Source organism: Microbacterium esteraromaticum (assembly GCF_016907315.1).
Lineage (GTDB): Bacteria > Actinomycetota > Actinomycetes > Actinomycetales > Microbacteriaceae > Microbacterium > Microbacterium esteraromaticum.
The window spans coordinates 1,684,909-1,702,232 of record NZ_JAFBBS010000001.1; the positions used below are offsets into that span (position 1 = coordinate 1,684,909).

Annotated in this window: 11 protein-coding genes; 4 read left to right on the plus strand and 7 right to left on the minus strand. The window is 68.8% G+C overall.

Annotated elements, in window-relative coordinates; all coding sequences use genetic code 11:
- Positions 1-19: 19 nt before the first annotated feature.
- The 3 genes from JOE67_RS08225 to JOE67_RS08235 all read right to left on the minus strand — a co-directional run bounded on the left by JOE67_RS08225 (position 20) and on the right by JOE67_RS08235 (position 7,818).
- Positions 20-5,053: a metallophosphoesterase gene (locus JOE67_RS08225; protein WP_204974989.1), complete on the minus strand. Its 5,034-nt coding sequence runs from the start codon at positions 5,051-5,053 to the stop codon at positions 20-22.
- Between the two features lie 159 nt (positions 5,054-5,212).
- The gene (locus JOE67_RS08230) at positions 5,213-6,271 is read right to left on the minus strand and encodes an LLM class flavin-dependent oxidoreductase (RefSeq protein ID WP_204974990.1); all 1,059 of its coding nucleotides are present in this window, start codon (positions 6,269-6,271) and stop codon (positions 5,213-5,215) included.
- A 29-nt stretch (positions 6,272-6,300) separates the two neighbouring features.
- On the minus strand, positions 6,301-7,818 hold the full coding sequence (locus JOE67_RS08235) for a DUF7059 domain-containing protein (protein ID WP_420827640.1): 1,518 nt from the start codon (positions 7,816-7,818) through the stop codon (positions 6,301-6,303).
- A gap of 89 nt (positions 7,819-7,907) precedes the next feature.
- Here JOE67_RS08235 and JOE67_RS08240 point away from each other — a divergent pair, with 89 nt between their 5' ends.
- The 4 genes from JOE67_RS08240 (at position 7,908) to trxA (ending at position 13,151) form a co-directional block, all read left to right on the plus strand.
- Positions 7,908-10,004: a DUF6049 family protein gene (locus tag JOE67_RS08240; protein WP_204974992.1), complete on the plus strand. Its 2,097-nt coding sequence runs from the start codon at positions 7,908-7,910 to the stop codon at positions 10,002-10,004.
- Entirely contained in the window at positions 10,001-11,614 is a 1,614-nt protein-coding gene (murJ, locus tag JOE67_RS08245; protein WP_204974993.1) for a murein biosynthesis integral membrane protein MurJ, read from the plus strand. The genes JOE67_RS08240 and murJ overlap by 4 nt, the downstream gene beginning before the upstream one ends.
- Before the next feature lie 176 nt (positions 11,615-11,790).
- A complete protein-coding gene (gene trxB, locus JOE67_RS08250) occupies positions 11,791-12,765 on the plus strand; it encodes a thioredoxin-disulfide reductase (RefSeq protein ID WP_204974994.1) in 975 nt (324 codons plus the stop codon).
- Between the two features lie 62 nt (positions 12,766-12,827).
- Positions 12,828-13,151 (plus strand): thioredoxin, encoded by a 324-nt coding sequence (gene trxA, locus JOE67_RS08255; RefSeq protein WP_204974995.1) that lies wholly within the window; start codon positions 12,828-12,830, stop codon positions 13,149-13,151.
- 126 nt (positions 13,152-13,277) lie between these two features.
- Here trxA and JOE67_RS08260 read toward each other — a convergent pair whose 3' ends face one another.
- From JOE67_RS08260 to JOE67_RS08275, 4 genes are all read right to left on the minus strand, one after another.
- A complete protein-coding gene (locus tag JOE67_RS08260) occupies positions 13,278-13,568 on the minus strand; it encodes a tryptophan synthase subunit alpha (RefSeq protein WP_204974996.1) in 291 nt (96 codons plus the stop codon).
- Between the two features lie 9 nt (positions 13,569-13,577).
- Positions 13,578-15,026 carry a sugar porter family MFS transporter gene (locus JOE67_RS08265; RefSeq protein WP_204974997.1) on the minus strand — a complete coding sequence of 483 codons (1,449 nt, stop codon included), beginning with the start codon at positions 15,024-15,026 and terminating at the stop codon, positions 13,578-13,580.
- Positions 15,027-15,174: 148 nt separating this feature from the next.
- Positions 15,175-16,173, minus strand: a complete 999-nt coding sequence (locus tag JOE67_RS08270; protein ID WP_204974998.1) for a ParB/RepB/Spo0J family partition protein — start codon at positions 16,171-16,173, stop codon at positions 15,175-15,177.
- The gene (locus JOE67_RS08275; protein WP_204974999.1) at positions 16,173-17,054 is read right to left on the minus strand and encodes a ParA family protein; all 882 of its coding nucleotides are present in this window, start codon (positions 17,052-17,054) and stop codon (positions 16,173-16,175) included. The genes JOE67_RS08270 and JOE67_RS08275 overlap by 1 nt, the downstream gene beginning before the upstream one ends.
- Positions 17,055-17,324 lie beyond the last annotated feature (270 nt).

The window sequence follows — 17,324 nt, forward strand, 5'->3', positions numbered from 1 at the left end:
GGGTCTTGCAGCACAGGCGCTAGGCCCGGCGGCGGCCGTTCAGGTACAGGATGCCGCCGGCCACGAGCGCGAGGAGCGCGACGATGCCGAGGCCGAGCGTCCATGTTCCGGATGAGCCGGTCGTCGCCAGCGCGTCACCGGGACGGTCGACACTGGGGCTCTTCGGACCGCCGTCGGAGGCGCCGGCGTCCGGTCCCTCTGAACCGCCGTCACCAGGACCGCCGTCACCGTCCCCGGGACCACCGTCACCGTCACCAGGACCCCCGTCACCGTCACCAGGACCCCCGTCTCCGTCCCCGGGACCACCGTCCCCGTCACCAGGACCACCGTCACCGTCACCAGGACCACCGTCACCGTCACCAGGACCACCCTCGCCGGGGTCGGTCGTCGGCTTGCCATCGGTCGTGAACGAGCGCACCTCAGTGCTCTCCACTCCGCCGAACGGGCCCATGGTGCGCACGTACCAGCCGTGCTCACCGGCATCCAGGCCCTTCCACGCGACCGTCGTCTGCTCGCCGCTCACGACGTCCTGCACGCAGCCAATCTCGTTCGTGGTCAGGATGTCGACCCGGAACGAGTCGGTCGACAGCACCTTGGTCACCGGGGCGATGCCGCCGGCGGCGTAGGGGATCTCGAACTCCTGCATGCCGGCCGGGCTGTTCAGCGACGCGTCGTCGGAGTCGAAATCGTCGAGCGACGGCGAGTACGTGCGCACGATGATCCGGCCATGCTCGTTGTCGAAGTGCAGCAGACGCAGGTAGCCCTGACCGCCCTCCGGCAGACCCTGATAGTCGAACAGCATCGAGTAGACCGTGCGGTCGGCGACGCCGTCGCCGTCGTCGTCGAACTCGTCGAGACGCGTGTACGCATCGTGATAGTGCCCTGAGCCGACCGAGACGACGTTCGCGTTCGGCGCCACGACCTCGTCGTAGATCCGCTGCGGGAAGGGTCCGAGTCCGCCCGTGGTGAGCATGTACTCGTGCAGGTTGATCATGACCTTGCGCTCGGGGTACTGCCGGATGATCGAGTTCATCCAGGCGATGTCCTCGCTGTTCGACGCCTCGTCGTTGGGGTCGGGCCAGCCCATGTACATCATGAGCATGTCGATCCCGCCGGCGGTGACCAGGTCGTAGTGACCCCGGTTGTCCTTGTATGAGCCGCCGTACCAGGGGTTCCCGGCGAAGCGGGCCTCGCCGAAGTTCCTGCTGTACTCGGTGTAGTCGCCGTCCCAGTGGCCGACGTCGTGGTTGCCGGCGAGCACACCGTAGGGGATGCCGGCGTCGTCGAGCAGGCGGTACGCCGCATCCGCGTTCTTCCACTGATGCGGCTGGTCGTAGTTGTCGACGATGTCGCCGGTGTGCGTGACGTACTGCAGGTTGAGTGCGTCGCGCTGCGAGACCAGGAACCGGTTCATGTTCTGCTGGTGCTGGTACCAGACGTCCGAACCGCCGTCGCCGGCGAGATCGCCCTCGTTGCGGTTGTAGTACTGCGTGTCAGACAGCCAGCCGAGCGTGAAGTCGTACTGGTCCCGGGGCGTGGCGCCGGCGTTGAACGGCGTCACCTGCGAGTCCCGCGAGCTGCTGTCGGTGCCCGCCCAGCCCTCGGAGTGCTGCACGAGCAGGGTCAGCGCGCCATCCTTCGCGTGACCGTCGACCGCGACCTCGGCCTCCAGGGCGAAGCTGGTCGGCGAACCGCCTGTGGTGACGTGCCGGTCGACCTCGTGCCACGAGCCGTCGGTCTTCTGCACGTAGAGCAGCACCTTGGCATCCGCGTTGGCAGAACCCTCCCACGCGACGCGCACCTGGGCGTCGGAACCTGCCCGCTCGGGCACCTGCACCGTGAACAGCTGGTACGGCATGGCGGTGTCGGAGCTCGCGGCGACCTCGATGCCGTCCAGGCGCGCGATGCGCGCCAGCTCGTCCTCGGTCAGCGCCTTCGCGTCGCCGCGGTCGGTCGAGCGCGAGCTCGAGGTGGTGCCGGCGGCGACGCGCACCTCGTCATCCATAGACGTGTACGTGTACCCCTCGGCGAAGCAGAGCTCGAGGCGGTCGTCGACCTGCGACCCGGGCCTGGCGACGAGGTCCACCTCGTCGCCGGTCAGCTCGGCGCCGTCATCGGGGCTGATCAGCTGCGTGTTCGGCTTCTCGTCCGCGGTCGAGAAGGCGATGGTCGTCGTCGAGACGTTGCCGACGGCGTCCTTCGCGGTGATGACCGCAGTGTGGTCGCCCGGCGTGAGCGTGAGCGATGAGGTCGCCAGCGGCAGCGTGATCTCCTTCTCGTCGAGCGTCGCCGTGACCGACTCGAAGCCGGAGCCCGCGTCGGTGACGGTCGCGTCGATCGTGAACGCACCCCGGTACTGGCGGCCGTCGACGATCGTGCTCTCGATCTGGGGAGCGGTGTTGTCGACGATCACGGTGCGCGTCGCCGACATCGCGTCGGCTGCCCGGGCGGCGGACTCGGCCTCGGCCTCCGGCGATGCGGATGCTGTGATCACGTGCTCGCCGTCTGCGACGGCCGTGGTGTCCCACAGCGTCGAGACCGGGTCGAAGGCGTCGTCGGGGATGGTGAACGTCGCGAGGAAGTAGACCAGGTTGGCGTCGCTGAAGTTGATCCGCTCGGCCGACGTGGCGGGGCAGGCGCGCTCGGTCGGCTCCTGGCCCTCGCCCGCACCCGCGCACGAGGTCGGGCGCAGCACCCTGCCGTCGGGCAGCACGAGACGCGGGTTCATGGCCGTGTAGTCGTCGTTGTTCTCGTTGGGGTCCGGCTGCGGCCAGGCCTTCGTCCCGGCGTACACGCCGAGCGTCAGCTGCTCACCGCGCACGACCTCCTGCACGGGCACCTCGCCATCGACCGTCACGATGCGGTCGTAGTAGCCCTCGTCGAACACCTTCAGCACGGTGTCGCCGAGCTTGAGCCCGTTGCGGAAGAACGCGTCGGTGCTGGTCGCCTCGATCGCGAATCGCGGTGCCCGCTCGAGCGACGGCGTCGTCTCACCGGCCTTCTCGCCGTCGATGCCGAGCGAGAGCGACGCCGGGTCGCCGTCGGTGGTCGCGACGAGCGGCGTCTGCCCGCCGACGAACTGCCCCTCGGTGACGTTGAGCCGCACGGGGTCGTCGGGGGTGTCGTCGAGCGTGAGGCGCACCGGTCCGAGCGTCGTGGTCTGGCTGCCGTCACCTGCGGTGACCGAATACTCGAGCCAGCGCTTTCCGTAGACGTCGACCGACGGGATGCTGTACCCGTAGCGACCCGCGGTCGTGAACGTCAGATCACGGGTCTCGGTCGCGCCGAGGTCGTCGGTGAGCGTGAGGGTGACGCGGCGCACGAGCACGTCGTCGGAGATGTCGAAGCCGAGCTCGATGCCCTCGCCGCCCGGCAGTTCGCTGCCGCCGGTGAGGTCGACGATCGTGGGGGCGGACCCGGCCGCGGGATGCGGTACGTACGATCCTGCGACCTGGCTGTCGCTGACCGCGCCCGGGGTGGGGGCGGCCAGACCCTGCATGGTCTGGATGCTGCCTGCGGGATCGGCGGGCACCCACAGGGCACTGCTGACGTCGGCGGGGTTCCAGCCGTACTGGATGGCGGTCGACGCCGTGGTCTGCGCATCGTCGAAGTAGTAGGCGCGCGAGATGTCGTGGCCGCTCTTCGTGCTCAGCTGCAGGCCACGCGATCCGCCGTTCGCCATGCCGCCCGACTGGATGGTCAGGATGCTCTCGCCGAGCACCAGATCGGTGCCGAATGCCGCGTTGAAGTCGGCGACCGTGTACCCGGCGCTGAGTACGGCCGGGTTCTGGATCCACAGCACGAGCGTCTCGCCGGCGCCGATGGTCGGCTCGCCTGGTCCGGCCGGCCACAGCGTCGACGCGTTCGTGGTCGGGCCGGTGAGGGCATTGTCGGTGGTGAGGTAGCTGAGCGCGTAGTCGCCGAAGCCCACGGGTGCGTCGGAGGCGTTGTAGACCTCGATGAACTCGAATGCGTCGGAGCCCGAGACGTTCGCCGTGTCCGGCGCGACCTCGGTGATCTGCAGGATCGGGCCCTTGGCGTCGGGGTCGGTGGGCTTGGGCGCGGGGATCAGCTCGCTCGTGACCTGGTCGACCGTGATCGTGCCGGGAGTGGGCGCCGCGGTCGCTCCTGTCGGGTCGAAGTCGAGCAGACGCGCTTCTGCCGAGCCGATCTGGTTCGGCACCGCGAACTGGGCGTTCCACGGGGTCGAGCTGACGCCGTCGTCTGACGGCACCCAGGCGCGTGCGAGGGTCGCGCCCTCGGCATCCGTCAGGCTGAAGCCGCGCGAGCCGCTGTTCGCGAACCCGCCCTGCGGTCCGAAGCGCAGCACCTGCACGGTCTCGGGAACGTGGTAGAACGCGCGGAACTGCTCTTTCGTGAGGCTGCGGCGCGCGTCACCGTCGGCGTAGTTCATCCAGAGCACGGCGGTGCCGCCGGCGGGGATGACCGCCGGGCTGTCGGCCTCGCCGTCGAGGTGGATCAGCGGCTGCACGGTGCCGGTGTTCCACTGGCTCGTGTGGTATCTGATCTGCAGGCCCTCTGCGGTGAGATCGATCGGCTCGGCCGTGGTGTTCGTGACCTCGACGAACTCGTACATGTCGGCTCCGGCGTTGTCGCCGTTGATCTCGGTGATCACGAGCGGCCAGTGCTCGGCGGCGTTGCCGCTCTCGCCGGTGACTGGCGCGATTTCGGATGCCTCAGGCGCGACCTCATCGGGAGCCGGGACCGGTTCTGTCGGCGCCGGCTCCGTCGGGTCCGGCTCTGCGGGCTGCTCCGTCGGCGCGGGCTCCGTTGGCGCGGGCTCCGTCGGCGCCGGCTCAGCCGTGGGTGCGGGCTCTGTGGCATCCGGAGTCGGCTCGGCCGTCTCGTCGGTGCTGGGTGCGGTGGGCGCGGGCTCGGGAGTCACGGCCTGCTCGGTGGCGGGGGTCGCCGTGGGCGTGGGTGTCGTCTCGTCCGCGAAGGCGGCGGGCGCGGCACCGGAGACCAGCGCGGTGGCGACGACCACGGCGGCGAGTGCTCCGGCTCCGGCACGACGGAGGGATGGATGGGGCATGGAAAGAGGACCTCTTCACGAAGGGGGAGTCGGCGAATGCCGCTCCTCTTCGTAGTCCCCTCGGATGACGGCTCGGTAACCGTCTTCCGTCCTATTCGACCGTCTCGTGAACCCTCGGTGAACCCCGGCGCGTCCCTTGCGCGCCGGGGTGAAGGCGGGTCAGTCGATGGGGTCGCCCTGCACGGGCCCCTCGGTGTTGGGCTTCCAGCCCAGGGCGGGGGCGACGTGCTCGGCGAAAGCCTGCAGCACGTGCAGGTTGTACTCCGGACCCAGCTGATTAGGGATGGTCAGCATGAGCGTGTCGGCGGCCATGACGGCCTCGTCGGCGCGGAGCTGCTCGATCAGCTCGTCCGGTTCGGCGGCGTACGTCTTGCCGAACGTCGAGCGGTAGCCGTCGATGATGCCCACCTGGTCGCTGTTCTCGCGCGAGCGCATGCCGAAGTACGCGCGGTCACGATCGCTGACCAGCGGGAACACGCTGCGACTCACCGACACGCGGGGTGCTCCCGTGTGACCGGCCTGCTTGTAGGCGGAGCGGAACAGGTCGATCTGCTCGCGCTGCAGCTCGTGGAACGGCTGGCCCGTGGCCTCGGTGAGCAGGGTCGAGCTCATCATGTTCAGGCCCATGCGCCCCGTGGACTCGGCGGTCGCGCGGGACCCTGCTCCCCACCAGATGTGGTCGCGGAGCGTGGGCGACTGCGGCTCGATGGCCAGGTACTGCCCAGGACCGACCATGCGCGGGTCGCCGGGTGCGATGCGCTCACCGTCGATCACCTTGAGGAACAGGTCGAACTTCTCGCGAGCCAGCACGCTGCCGCGCTCGGTGTCCTCCTCGTCGTGGAAGCCGAAGGTCTCGTAGCCCCGCAGCGCCGTCTCGGGTGATCCGCGGCTCACACCCAGGGCGATGCGTCCGTCGGCGATGAGGTCGAGCGCCGCGGCCTCTTCGGCGAACTGGAACGGGTTCTCGTATCGCATGTCGATCACGCCCGTGCCGACCTCGATGCGCTTCGTGCGGGCAGCCATGGCCGACAGCAGCGGCATGGGCGACGCAGCCTGACGAGCCCAGTGGTGCACCCGCACGTATGCGCCGTTGACGCCGATCTCATCGGCGCCCTCGGCGAGCTCGATGGTCTGGCGCAGCATGTCGCCGGCGGTGCGGGTGACAGAGCCGGGCACGTCTTGGTAGTGCCCGAACGAGAGGAAGCCGAATGCCTTCATGTCATATGCAAACGCATGTAAGCCGGATGCTATTCCCCGGCGGGCAGGAGAACTCCGTCGAGCACCAGCTGGCGGATGCGCGGCTCGACATCCGCCCATAGGTCGGCGAGCGGCACGTCGAAGAGGTCGGCGAGCGCGGCGGCGATCTGTGCGACGCTGAGTTCGCCGTCGCACGCGCCGACGAACCCGGCGAGTGCGCTGTCGACGCCGATCGTGCGGCCGAAGCCGCCGCCCTGGCGCAGCTCGATGACGCTCGGGTCGTCTTCTCCTGGCATGAGATGGCGGGCCTCGGTCACGTCGGGTGCGACCGTGAGCCGGGCGGGGATGCCCTCGGCGAGCACGTCATGTGCGGCGAGACCGGCACCGAGGGCCAGCCCGAGGTTCGACACCGGCTGCGAGACCGTCTCGAAGCGACGAAGCACGTCGTGGTTCGCCGGCGGGCGGCGCAGGAGGATGTACCCGAAGCCCACAGCGGTCACGTCACGCTCGGCGAAGTCGTCGAGCCACGCGGTGAGCAGACGGGTGAACTCGGCATCCCGTGGCAGCGTCCCCCCGTCCCGGATCCAGAGCTCGGCGTACCCGAGCGGGGTGAGCTCTTCGCGCTGGATCACCCAGGCGTCGAGGTCGTCGCCGATCCACGAGCGCACTCGGTCGAGGCCCCGAGCGCCGCCGCGCGACTCCCAGTTGCCGAGCAGCTGCGCGATGCCACCGGCGGCCAGGTGCGCGGGAGCGCTGCGCAGGAACTCCTCGACGAGGGCATCACCCACGAGGCCCCCGTCACGGTACTCGTATTCGGGCACACCTGACGCGCGCGGGGTGATGACGAAGGGAGGGTTCGACACGATGAGGTCGAACGACTCCCCCGCAACGGGCTCGAAGAGGCTGCCCAGGCGGAATTCGATGTTGTGCACGCCGTTCAGCAGCGCGTTCAGCTCGGCGTAGGCGAGCGCGCGAGCCGAGATATCGGTCGCGACGACCCGGCCTGCATGCCGCGAGACCAGCAGCGCCTGGATCCCGCATCCGGTGCCGAGGTCGAGCGCCCGCCCGATCGGCACGGGGATGACGAGCTCTGCGAGCGTGCGCGACGCTCCGCCGACGCCCAGCACGTGATCGGCGGGCAGTGAGGCGCCGAGGGCGATCTCATCGAGGTCGCTCGCGATCCACCATTCGCCGACGCCGTCGGCATCCACGAACGACTGGGGCCGGATCAGCGCTTCGGGATGCACGTCGCCGCCATCGACACGGGCAAGGCCCAGCGACACCGCCCCATCGACGCCGAGCTGCGGCAGCGCCCGCTCGACGGCGTCGTGCGGCTGCGGCATCCCGAGCACCCACAGCCGGCCCAGCGTCGGCAGGACGTCGTCTCGCCCGCCCAGCGCACGCAGGATCGGCTCCCGCAAGCCTCGGCCGACGGCGTCGTCCGCCTCTTCGCCCCAGAGTCGCCGCAGGGGCTGCGAACGGAAGTCTGCGGCGTCGAGATCGGCGGCGAGCGCCTGCGCGAGAGGGGCGTCTGGGAGGGGCTGAGCGCGGTGCGGCACGGCCGTCACTCTACGCGCCTTCAGGGTTCGCGAGGCGTCGCCGCCTAGAATCGGGGGCGTCGCCGGTGCCGGATTCCCGAAGCCGCCGACCCGCACACATGAACTCGACGATCCCTCGCGAAGGCCCCCGCCCGCGCGCGCGACGGCTGCTGGGCCGCCTCGCCGCGGTGGTCGTCGTCGGCTCGATCGGATTCGGCGTCTCCCCCGCCGCTCTCGCAGACGACGCGGATGCCGAGCAGCCGGCCGACCCGGCTGTCGAGCTGTTCCTCTCTGTCGGGGCGGGTGGCGAGATCGCGCCGGGCACGCCGATGACGGGAACCGTCACGATCGACAATCCCACCGACAGCGACCTCACCGCGGGGAGCGTCAGCGTCGAGTTGAACACCACTCCCCTGGCCGACGGCGCGGCTCTCGACGCGTGGCTCGACGGGGGCACGGCCGGCGGCGGGTTCCGCACCGTCGCCACCGAGAGCAGCCCCGTCGTGACCGACGGCGCAGACGACTCGGTGAGCGTGAGCGTCGACGCCACTGACCTCGGCACCCTCGCACCGGGGGTGTACCCGCTCAAGGCGCGCCTCAACGGGGCCACCACCACCGACGCCGACGGCGAGACCGTGCCGTGGAACGTCACCGCCGAATCTGTCGTCGTCGTCACGCCGCCGACGGACAGCCGCACCGCGGTGATCGTGCCCATCACCGCGACGCCCGAGAACGGCGGCCTGCTCACTGCCGACGAGCTGAGCACGCTCACCGCCGACGACGGCGCTCTCACAGATCTCGTCGAGGCCGTCTCGGGAACCAGCGCCATCCTCGCCATCGACCCCTCGATCCCCGCGGCCATCCGTGTTCTCGGCGAGTCGGCCCCGGTGAGCGCGACGCAGTGGCTCGAGAGCTTCGAGGCGCTGCCGAACGACATGTTCACCCTGCAGTTCGGCGACGCCGATGCCACGGTGCAGGCGCAGTCGGGTCGGGCGCAGCTGCTCGCCGAGCCCGACTTCGCGCCGCTTCTCGATCCCGCCGACTTCCCCGCCGTCGAGCCCGAGCCCGAAGCGACATCGGAGCCGACCCCCACCCCGCTTCCGAGCGCGGAGCCCGAGTTGCCCGACAACAGCGAGCTCACGGCCGTCCGCGGCTCGCAGGCCGGGATCCTGTGGCCGCGCGCCGGCATCACCGAGAAGGACCTCGCGGCGTTCGGAGGGTACCTCGGCGACCGGGTGACGACGATCCTTCCCTCCACGGCTGTGCAGGGCGCATCGGCGGTGCACAGCGCCGTCGGCGCACGCGACCTGCTGATCACCGACGCCGCGGCCTCCGCCCGTCTGTCGGCGGCCGTGGAGCGCTCCGATCCCGCGGCGGCCGAGGCCCAGCTGGCGGGCGCCGCCGGCCACCTGTTCTTCGCCGCCCGCAGCAGCGAGCTGACCGCCGTCGCGCTCGACCGCTCCGAGACCCGCTCCCCCGAGGCGCTGCGCAAGGCGCTCGTGGCCTTCGCCTCGCCCGGTGCGACGCTGAGCTCGCTGCGCGTCGGCGCACCGGCATCCGTCACCCTCACCGAGACGACTCCGGGTGCCCGCGTCGCCGAGCTGAACAGCATGCTCGCGGGTGAAGACCGGCTCGCCGCCTTCGCGACCATTCTCGATGAGCCGGCCGTCCTGCTCGCGCCCGAGCGCATCCGCCTGCTGCGCACCATCGGCGTCGGCCTCGACGACGAGCAGTTCAGCGAGCGCACTGCGGCGCACGCCGATCGCGTGAGCACCACACTCACATCGGTGACCGTGCAGAAGCCCAAGCCGGTGCAGCTGTTCACGTCGGCTGCGCCGCTGCCCGTGTGGGTGCGCAACGACCTGCCGTGGCCGGTGACCGTCAACCTGTTCAGCACCCCGTCCGACAACCGGCTCGACATTCAGCCCGTGACCCCGGTGACGGCGCTCGCTTCGAGCGCCACGCGCGTCGACGTGCCGATCGAGGCGCGCGTCGCGAGCGGTCAGGTCGATGTTCGTTTCCGCCTCGAGAGCGACGCAGGCGTGCCGATCGGCCAGCCCGAGGTCGCCGACGTCACGCTGCGCGCCGACTGGGAGGGCATCGGTCTCGGCATCCTCGGCGGGGTGATCGGGCTCCTGCTGATCGTCGGCATCGTGCGGATGGTGCGGCGACGCAGAGCGGATGCCGCAGATGACACCCCTGAGGAGAGCAAGTGACGAGTCTCGGCCGCGCCAGTGCACTGATCGGCGCGGGAACGATGATCTCGCGCGTCACCGGACTGCTGCGCACGATCGTGCTCGTGCTCGTCCTCGGCGCTGTCGGATCGCAGGCGGCCGACGCGTTCGACGTCGCCAACAAGCTGCCCAACAGCATCTTCAACCTCATCTCGGTGGGTCTGCTCACCGCGGTGATCGTGCCGCAGATCGTCGCCGCGGCCCGCCACGACGACAAGGGCAGCGCCTTCATCTCGAAGCTGTTCACCCTCGGCACGGTCGTGCTCATCGTCGCGACCGGCGTCGCGGCGATCCTCACCCCGTGGCTCGTCTCGGTGCAGCTGCCGAAGGGCGGTGAGCAGGCCGCCCTCGCCATCGCGTTCGCCTACTGGTGCCTGCCGCAGATCGTGTTCTACGGCCTGTACGCCATCGTCGGCGAGACCCTGAACGCCCGCAACATCTTCGGGCCGTTCACGTGGGCGCCCGTCGTCAACAACATCCTGTCGATCATCGGCTTCCTCGTTATCGGCGCCGTCTTCGGCACCGAACTGGTCGACGTCGATCAGTGGACGCCGATGATGATCGCCGCACTCGGCGGCACGGCCACCCTCGGCATCCTCGTGCAGGCGGCGGTGCTGATGCTGTTCTGGCGACGCACGGGCATCCACATCCGCCCCGACTTCCACTGGCGCGGCGTGGGCCTCGGCGATGTCGGCAAGCTCGCGAGCTGGACGCTGCTGATGGCTCTGGTGAGCCTGGCCACGGGGTTCCTGCAGACCAACGTCGCGAACCTGGCCTCCGGCGCGGGTGCGGGCAGCACGGTGATGTCGAACGCCTGGCTGGTGTTCATGCTCCCCTACTCGATCATCGTGCTGTCGATCGGCACCCCGTACTTCACGCGCATCAGCGAGCACGCCGTCGCCGGACGCGACGACGAGGTGATCGCCGACATCTCGCGCGCCGTGCGCACCCTCGGCTTCTTCATCGTCGGCGCGCTGGCCGCAGTGGTCGCGGCGGCCGTTCCCGCATCGCGGGTGTTCACACGGTCGGCTCCGGATGCCGAGGCCGCCGCCCTCGTGCTGCTCGCCTACCTCGTGAGCCTGGTGCCCCTCACCGTGATCTTCATGGTGCAGCGCGCGTTCTACGCCTACAGCGACACCAGGACGCCGCTGCTGTTCACCCTCGTGCAGTGCGTGGTCGTGGTCGCGACCGCGTTGGGCGCACGGATGCTGGTGGATGCCGGGATGCTCGACATCACGCATCTGGCGGCTGCCGTCGCCCTCGGGCAGTCCATCGCGAGCACCGTGCAGACGCTGCTCGCGATCTGGCTGCTGCACCGACGCCTCGGCCCTCTGGGTGCGCGTCGATGGATGGGCGCACTCGGGTGGTTCTCGATCGCCGCGGTTCCTGCGGGCTTCGCCGGATGGGGCCTGTACCTGCTCTGCGGTGGCGCCGATGGGTGGATGGCCCAGTCGCAGCTCCTCGGCGCCCTCGGCGCCGCGCTCGTCGGCGGGGTGGTGGTCGTCGTGTACGCCGGCCTGCTGGCCGTCATGCGCACCCCCGAGCTCGCCGTCGCAGGCACACTGCTGCGCCGCTTCCTGCCTGGCCGCTGAGCCACCGCCCGCGAGGCGGCTCCCGGCACGGAGACGCCGTGAATCCGGGCATCCGGAACCGCCGTCCGCCCTGCGGCGCCGCACAGCGCCCGGGAATGCCGCGCGGCTACCATGGGTTTACGCAGGTGACGCGGATCACCCGCGCCTGCTGAACATCAGCCGCCTTAGGAGAGCACATGCGTCAGGTCATCATCATCGGCTCCGGCCCCGCCGGATTCACCGCCGCGATCTACGCGGCGCGTGCCAACCTCAAGCCGCTGCTGGTCGCCAGCACCGTCGAGGTCGGCGGCGAGCTGATGAACACGACCGATGTCGAGAACTTCCCGGGGTTCCCCGAGGGCATCCAGGGCCCCGATCTGATGGCCAAGCTGCAGGCGCAGGCCGAGAAGTTCGGCACCGAAGTGCTCTACGACGACGTCACCGAGCTCTCGCTCGACGGCCCGGTCAAGAAGGTCATCCTCGGCAGCGGCGCCGTGCACGAGGCATCCACCATCATCTACGCGACCGGATCCGCTTACCGCAAGCTCGGCATCGAGGGCGAAGAGCGTCTCTCGGGCTACGGCGTCTCGTGGTGCGCGACCTGCGATGGCTTCTTCTTCCGCGAGAAGGAGATCGCGGTCGTCGGCGGCGGCGACTCGGCCATGGAAGAGGCCACCTTCCTCACCCGCTTCGCGTCGAAGGTGTACGTCATCCACCGCAAGGACACGCTGCGCGCTTCGAAGATCATGCAGGAGCGCGCGTTCGCGAACGAGAAGATCGAGTTCGTGTGGAACAGCACCGTCGACGAGATCCTCGGCGGCGACTCGGTCAACGGCGTTCGCCTGCGCTCGACCGTCGACGACACGACCCGTGAACTCGCTGTCGACGGCGTGTTCGTCGCGATCGGCAACGACCCGCGCACGCACCTCGTGCACGACAAGCTGCAGCTCACGGACGCCGGAACCATCTGGGTCGACGGCCGTTCGTCGCGCACCTCGGTTCCCGGCGTCTTCGCCGCGGGCGATGTGATCGACCCGACCTACCGCCAGGCCGCCACGGCAGCAGGCTCGGGCGTCGTCGCAGCGCTCGACGCCGAGCACTTCATCGCCGACCTCGAAGACGCCTCGGTCGAAGAGCCCGCCGCGATCGCCGCCGAGATCATCGCGAGCTGATCGGGAACACAATCCTCCCGCCTGACGTTTGATCAGGTGGACACCGAACAAGGAGACAATCCATGACTGCCAAGGCAACCACTCAGGCAACCTGGGAGCAGGACGTTCTGCAGGCTGAAGGACCCGTGCTGGTCGACTTCTGGGCCGCGTGGTGCGGTCCGTGTCGCATGGTCGCGCCCGTCCTCGACGAGATCCAGGCCGAGAACCCCGACAAGATCACGATCCTCAAGCTCAACGTCGACGAGAACCCCGACCTGGCCATGAAGTACCAGATCACGTCGATCCCGGCGATGAAGGTGTTCCAGGGCGGTGAGGTCAAGACGACCATCATCGGCGCCAAGCCGAAGTTCGCCCTCGAGCAGGATCTGGCTCCGTTCATCGGCTGATCCCCACGTGCACCGAGAGCGCGTCACCTCATCGAGGTGGCGCGCTTTCTGCATCCGGATGCCCGGCGGCCGTCGCCGGCGGAATCCCGGCGGCGGCTGAATCGCGGCGCTGGCGGATTCCCGTCGCTATGCGGCCAGCATCCGCCAGACGGTCGAGCTCAGCTCGGGATACTCGTGTGCGATGCTGCGCAGCACCACGTCGTTCCAGCGTGGATCCCGTGGGTTGCCGCCCCGGTCCTCATAGACGTCGGTGCGCAGCAACAGAACCACCAGCTCGTCGACCGACGGCAGCTCAGACATGAAGTCCCACGGGTCCTCGCCGCTGCGCAGGCGCTCGTGCACCAGCACCGACCGTTCGTCGCCCGCTTCGGCGCGCAGCACTTCGAGGCTGGCACGACGCGGGAACGAGGGGATCACCTCACAATTCTACGAGCGCTGAACGCGTCTGCGGCGCTCGACCGTGACATCCTCGGTCATCGACTCGAGCTCCTTGCCCTTCGTCTCGGCGACCTTGAAGTAGACGAAGAAGAACGACAGCAGCGCGAAGAACGCGTAGAAGCCGTATGCGAAGGTGAGCCCGATCTCGGCGAACGCGGGGAACGTCGTCGAGATGAAGAAGTTCGCCGCCCACTGAGCCGCTGCGGCGACCGCGAGCGCTCCGGCGCGGATGGAGTTGGGGAACATCTCCCCCAGCAGCACCCACACCAGCGGGCCCCAGGTCGCTCCGAAGAACACCACGAACGCGTTGGCGCTGATCAGTGCGATCGTCGCCCACGGGTCGGGAAGAGCGACCGCGCCCTCGGCATCCAGGGTTCCGAACGAGAACGCGACGGACATCAGACCCAGTGTCAGGGCCATGCCGATCGAGCCGACCATGAGCATCAGACGGCGTCCGACGCGGTCGACCAGCAGGATCGCGATGATCGTGACGACGATGTTCGTCACCGAGGTGATGACGGTGATCGTCAGGGCATCCGACTCGTCGAAGCCGACCGATCGCCACAGCGTCGTCGAGTAATAGAAGATCACATTGATGCCGACGAACTGCTGGAAGATGCTCAGCAGGATGCCGACCCAGACGATCGGCTTCAGTCCGAAGCGGTGGCCGCGCAGGTCGCTGAGCGATTCGCTGCGCTCGGTGTTGATCGTGCCCGTGATCTCGGTGATCTTCGCCTTCACGTCGATGGTTCCGGTGACGAGGGTGAGCACCTCCGCCGCCTTCTCGACATCGCCTCGTGCGACGAGGTATCGCGGCGACTCCGGCAGGCGCATCGCCATGAGCCCGTAGACGACGGCGGGGATCGCCTCGGCGATGAACATCCAGCGCCAGGCCTCCAGCCCCCAGAGCGGCTCCGCCGCTCCCCCGGCGACGTTCGCGAGCAGGGCATCCGAGAGCAACGCGATGAAGATGCCCGTCACGATCGCCAGCTGCTGCAGCGAGCCGAGTCGCCCGCGGACGTGCGCGGGCGAGACCTCGGCGATGTACGCCGGCGCGATGACCGACGCCGCACCGACGCCGAAGCCGCCGACGATGCGCCAGATGATGAGGTCGATCACGCCGAAGGCCAGACCGGAACCGACGGCGGAGACGAGGAAGAGGACGGCGGCCACGATCATCGTCGGGATGCGTCCGAAGCGGTTCGCCACAGGACCGGCGAACCAGGCGCCGATCGCGCAGCCGATGAGCGCCGAAGAGACAGCGAAGCCCTTGAGGCCCACGCCGAGGTCGAAGGCGCCCGCCAGGGCATCCACTGCGCCGTTGATCACCGCGGTGTCGAAGCCGAAGAGGAAGCCTCCCAACGCGGCGGCGATGCTCACGCCGATCACTTTTCCGCGGATCCCGCTCGCGGCACGTCCTCTGGCTGAATCGGTCATGATGCCCCTCCTCCGGTCGGTGCTCCGGATGCTAGCGGAGCGCGGGTGCCGTCTGAAAGGGGTGGTGCCGAGCAGACGGCGACGATACATCGCGGAAAGCAGCTGAGCACCGGAGTTTTCCGGTGCTCAGCTGCTGTGTCTGCGTGGGTCAGCGCGAGCCGAACTCCTCTTCGCCGAGTTCGGCGAGGATGCGGTTGAGATCCTGGATCGAGGCGAATTCGATCTTGAGCTGGCCTTTTCGTGCACCGAGCGTGATCTGCACCCGCGTGTTGAGGCGGTCACCGAGCTTGTGGGAGACCTCGTCGAGGTAGGCACGACGCGCACCGGCGGTGGGCTTGCTCGTGGTTCCCTGAGAGCTCGGGAGCGTCTTCGCCGCAGCCTCGGTGGCACGCACCGAGAGGTCCTCGTTGACGACCTTGTCGGCGAGGCGCTGCATCTGCTCAGGGGTCTCGACCGACAGGATCGCTCGGGCGTGACCGGCCGACAGCACGCCGGCCGCGACGCGCTGCTGCACCGGAACGGGCAGGCGAAGCAAGCGGATCGTGTTGCTGATCTGGGGGCGAGAGCGGCCGATACGAGCCGCAAGCTCCTCCTGGGTGATCCCGAAGTCCTCGAGCAGCTGCTGGTAGGCGGATGCCTCTTCCAGAGGGTTGAGCTGTGAGCGGTGCAGGTTCTCGAGGAGTGCGTCTCGGAGGAGGTCTTCGTCTGCGGTCTCACGGACGATCGCGGGGATGGCGTTGAGGCCGGCCTCACGTGCCGCGCGGGTGCGGCGCTCACCCATGATGAGCTCGTACTCGCCGTCCGCGTTCTCCCGGACGATGACCGGCTGAAGCACACCGAACTCGCGAACGCTGTGCACGAGCTCGGCGAGGTGGTCCTCGTCGAAGTGCGTGCGCGGCTGACGAGGATTGGGGACGATGCTGTTCGGGTCGATCTGGATCAGACGCACCCCGGGGACCTGTGACAGCTCTGCGTCCGTTTTCGTGGGCTCGTCCGTCGTGGCGGTGCTCGTGTCGGAGGTGGCGGGAGCGGCATCCGTCTTCACCTTCGTCGCGCCGGGGAAGAAGACGTCGACGGGACGCTCCGCCTGGTCCGTCGTCGGAATGAGTGCGCCGATCCCCCGACCGAGTCCAGTGCGCTTGGCCATCATGCTCCCTTGTTCTGCGCGGCGGATTCTCTGCGCTGCGCGATCTCGACTGCTGCTTCCCGGTAGGCGACGGCGCCGGCCGAGGTACCGTCATACGAGATGACGGTCTGTCCGAAGCTCGGCGCCTCGGATACCCGCACGGAGCGCGGGATCACGGCGTTGAGCACCTGCTGCGGGAAGTGGGTGCGCACCTCATCGGCGACCTGCTGGGCGAGGCGCGTGCGCGCGTCGTACATCGTCAGCAGGATCGTGGAGAGGTGAAGCTCGGGGTTGAGGTGCTTCTGGATCATCTGGATGCTCCCCAGCAGCTGGCTCAGACCCTCGAGCGCGTAGTACTCGCACTGGATGGGAATGAGCACCTCGGATGCCGCGGTGAACGCGTTGATCGTGAGCAGCCCCAGCGACGGCGGGCAGTCGATGATGACGAAGTCCACAGGACTGTCGCTCAGGTACTCTTCGAGCGCGCGGCGCAGACGGAACTCCCGCGCGACCTGTGAGACGAGCTCGATCTCGGCTCCCGCGAGGTGGATGGTGCTGGGTGCACAGCGCAGATTCGGGGATTCCGGGCTGTCCTGCACGATCTCACCGAAGGGAAGATCGTTGATCAGCACGTCGTAGATGCTCTTCGTGTCTGCCGAATGGGCGACACCGAGGGCCGTCGACGCGTTTCCCTGCGGATCGAGGTCGATCACGAGCACCTTGGCGCCGAGATCGGCGAGAGCGGATGCCAGATTGACCGCCGTCGTGGTCTTGCCGACTCCGCCCTTCTGATTCGAAACCGTGAAGACGCGGGTGTCACCGCTGAACTGCACCTCGACCGCCTTGAGCGCTTTGCGTCGTGACGAGAGGTCTGCGAGTTCCCGAGCGAGCGGGGTATCCATCCCGAAATCGTTGTTCGGCGATGCGTTGTCGGATGGTTTCACGTGAAACATCGACTCCTTTCGGGACCGCCTACCACTCTACGTGATCCCTCCCCCACGCCCCGGCCTTGCGGTCATTGAACAGGGACGTCAGCTCGAGTCGCAATGCGCCACACACCGCCCGTTGCCACCCCGGTCATTGAGCGTGGAGCGCAGCGACGAGACGAAATGCTCGTCCTCCCCGGTCATTGAGCGAGGAGCGCAGCGACGAGTCGAAATGCCACCATGCCC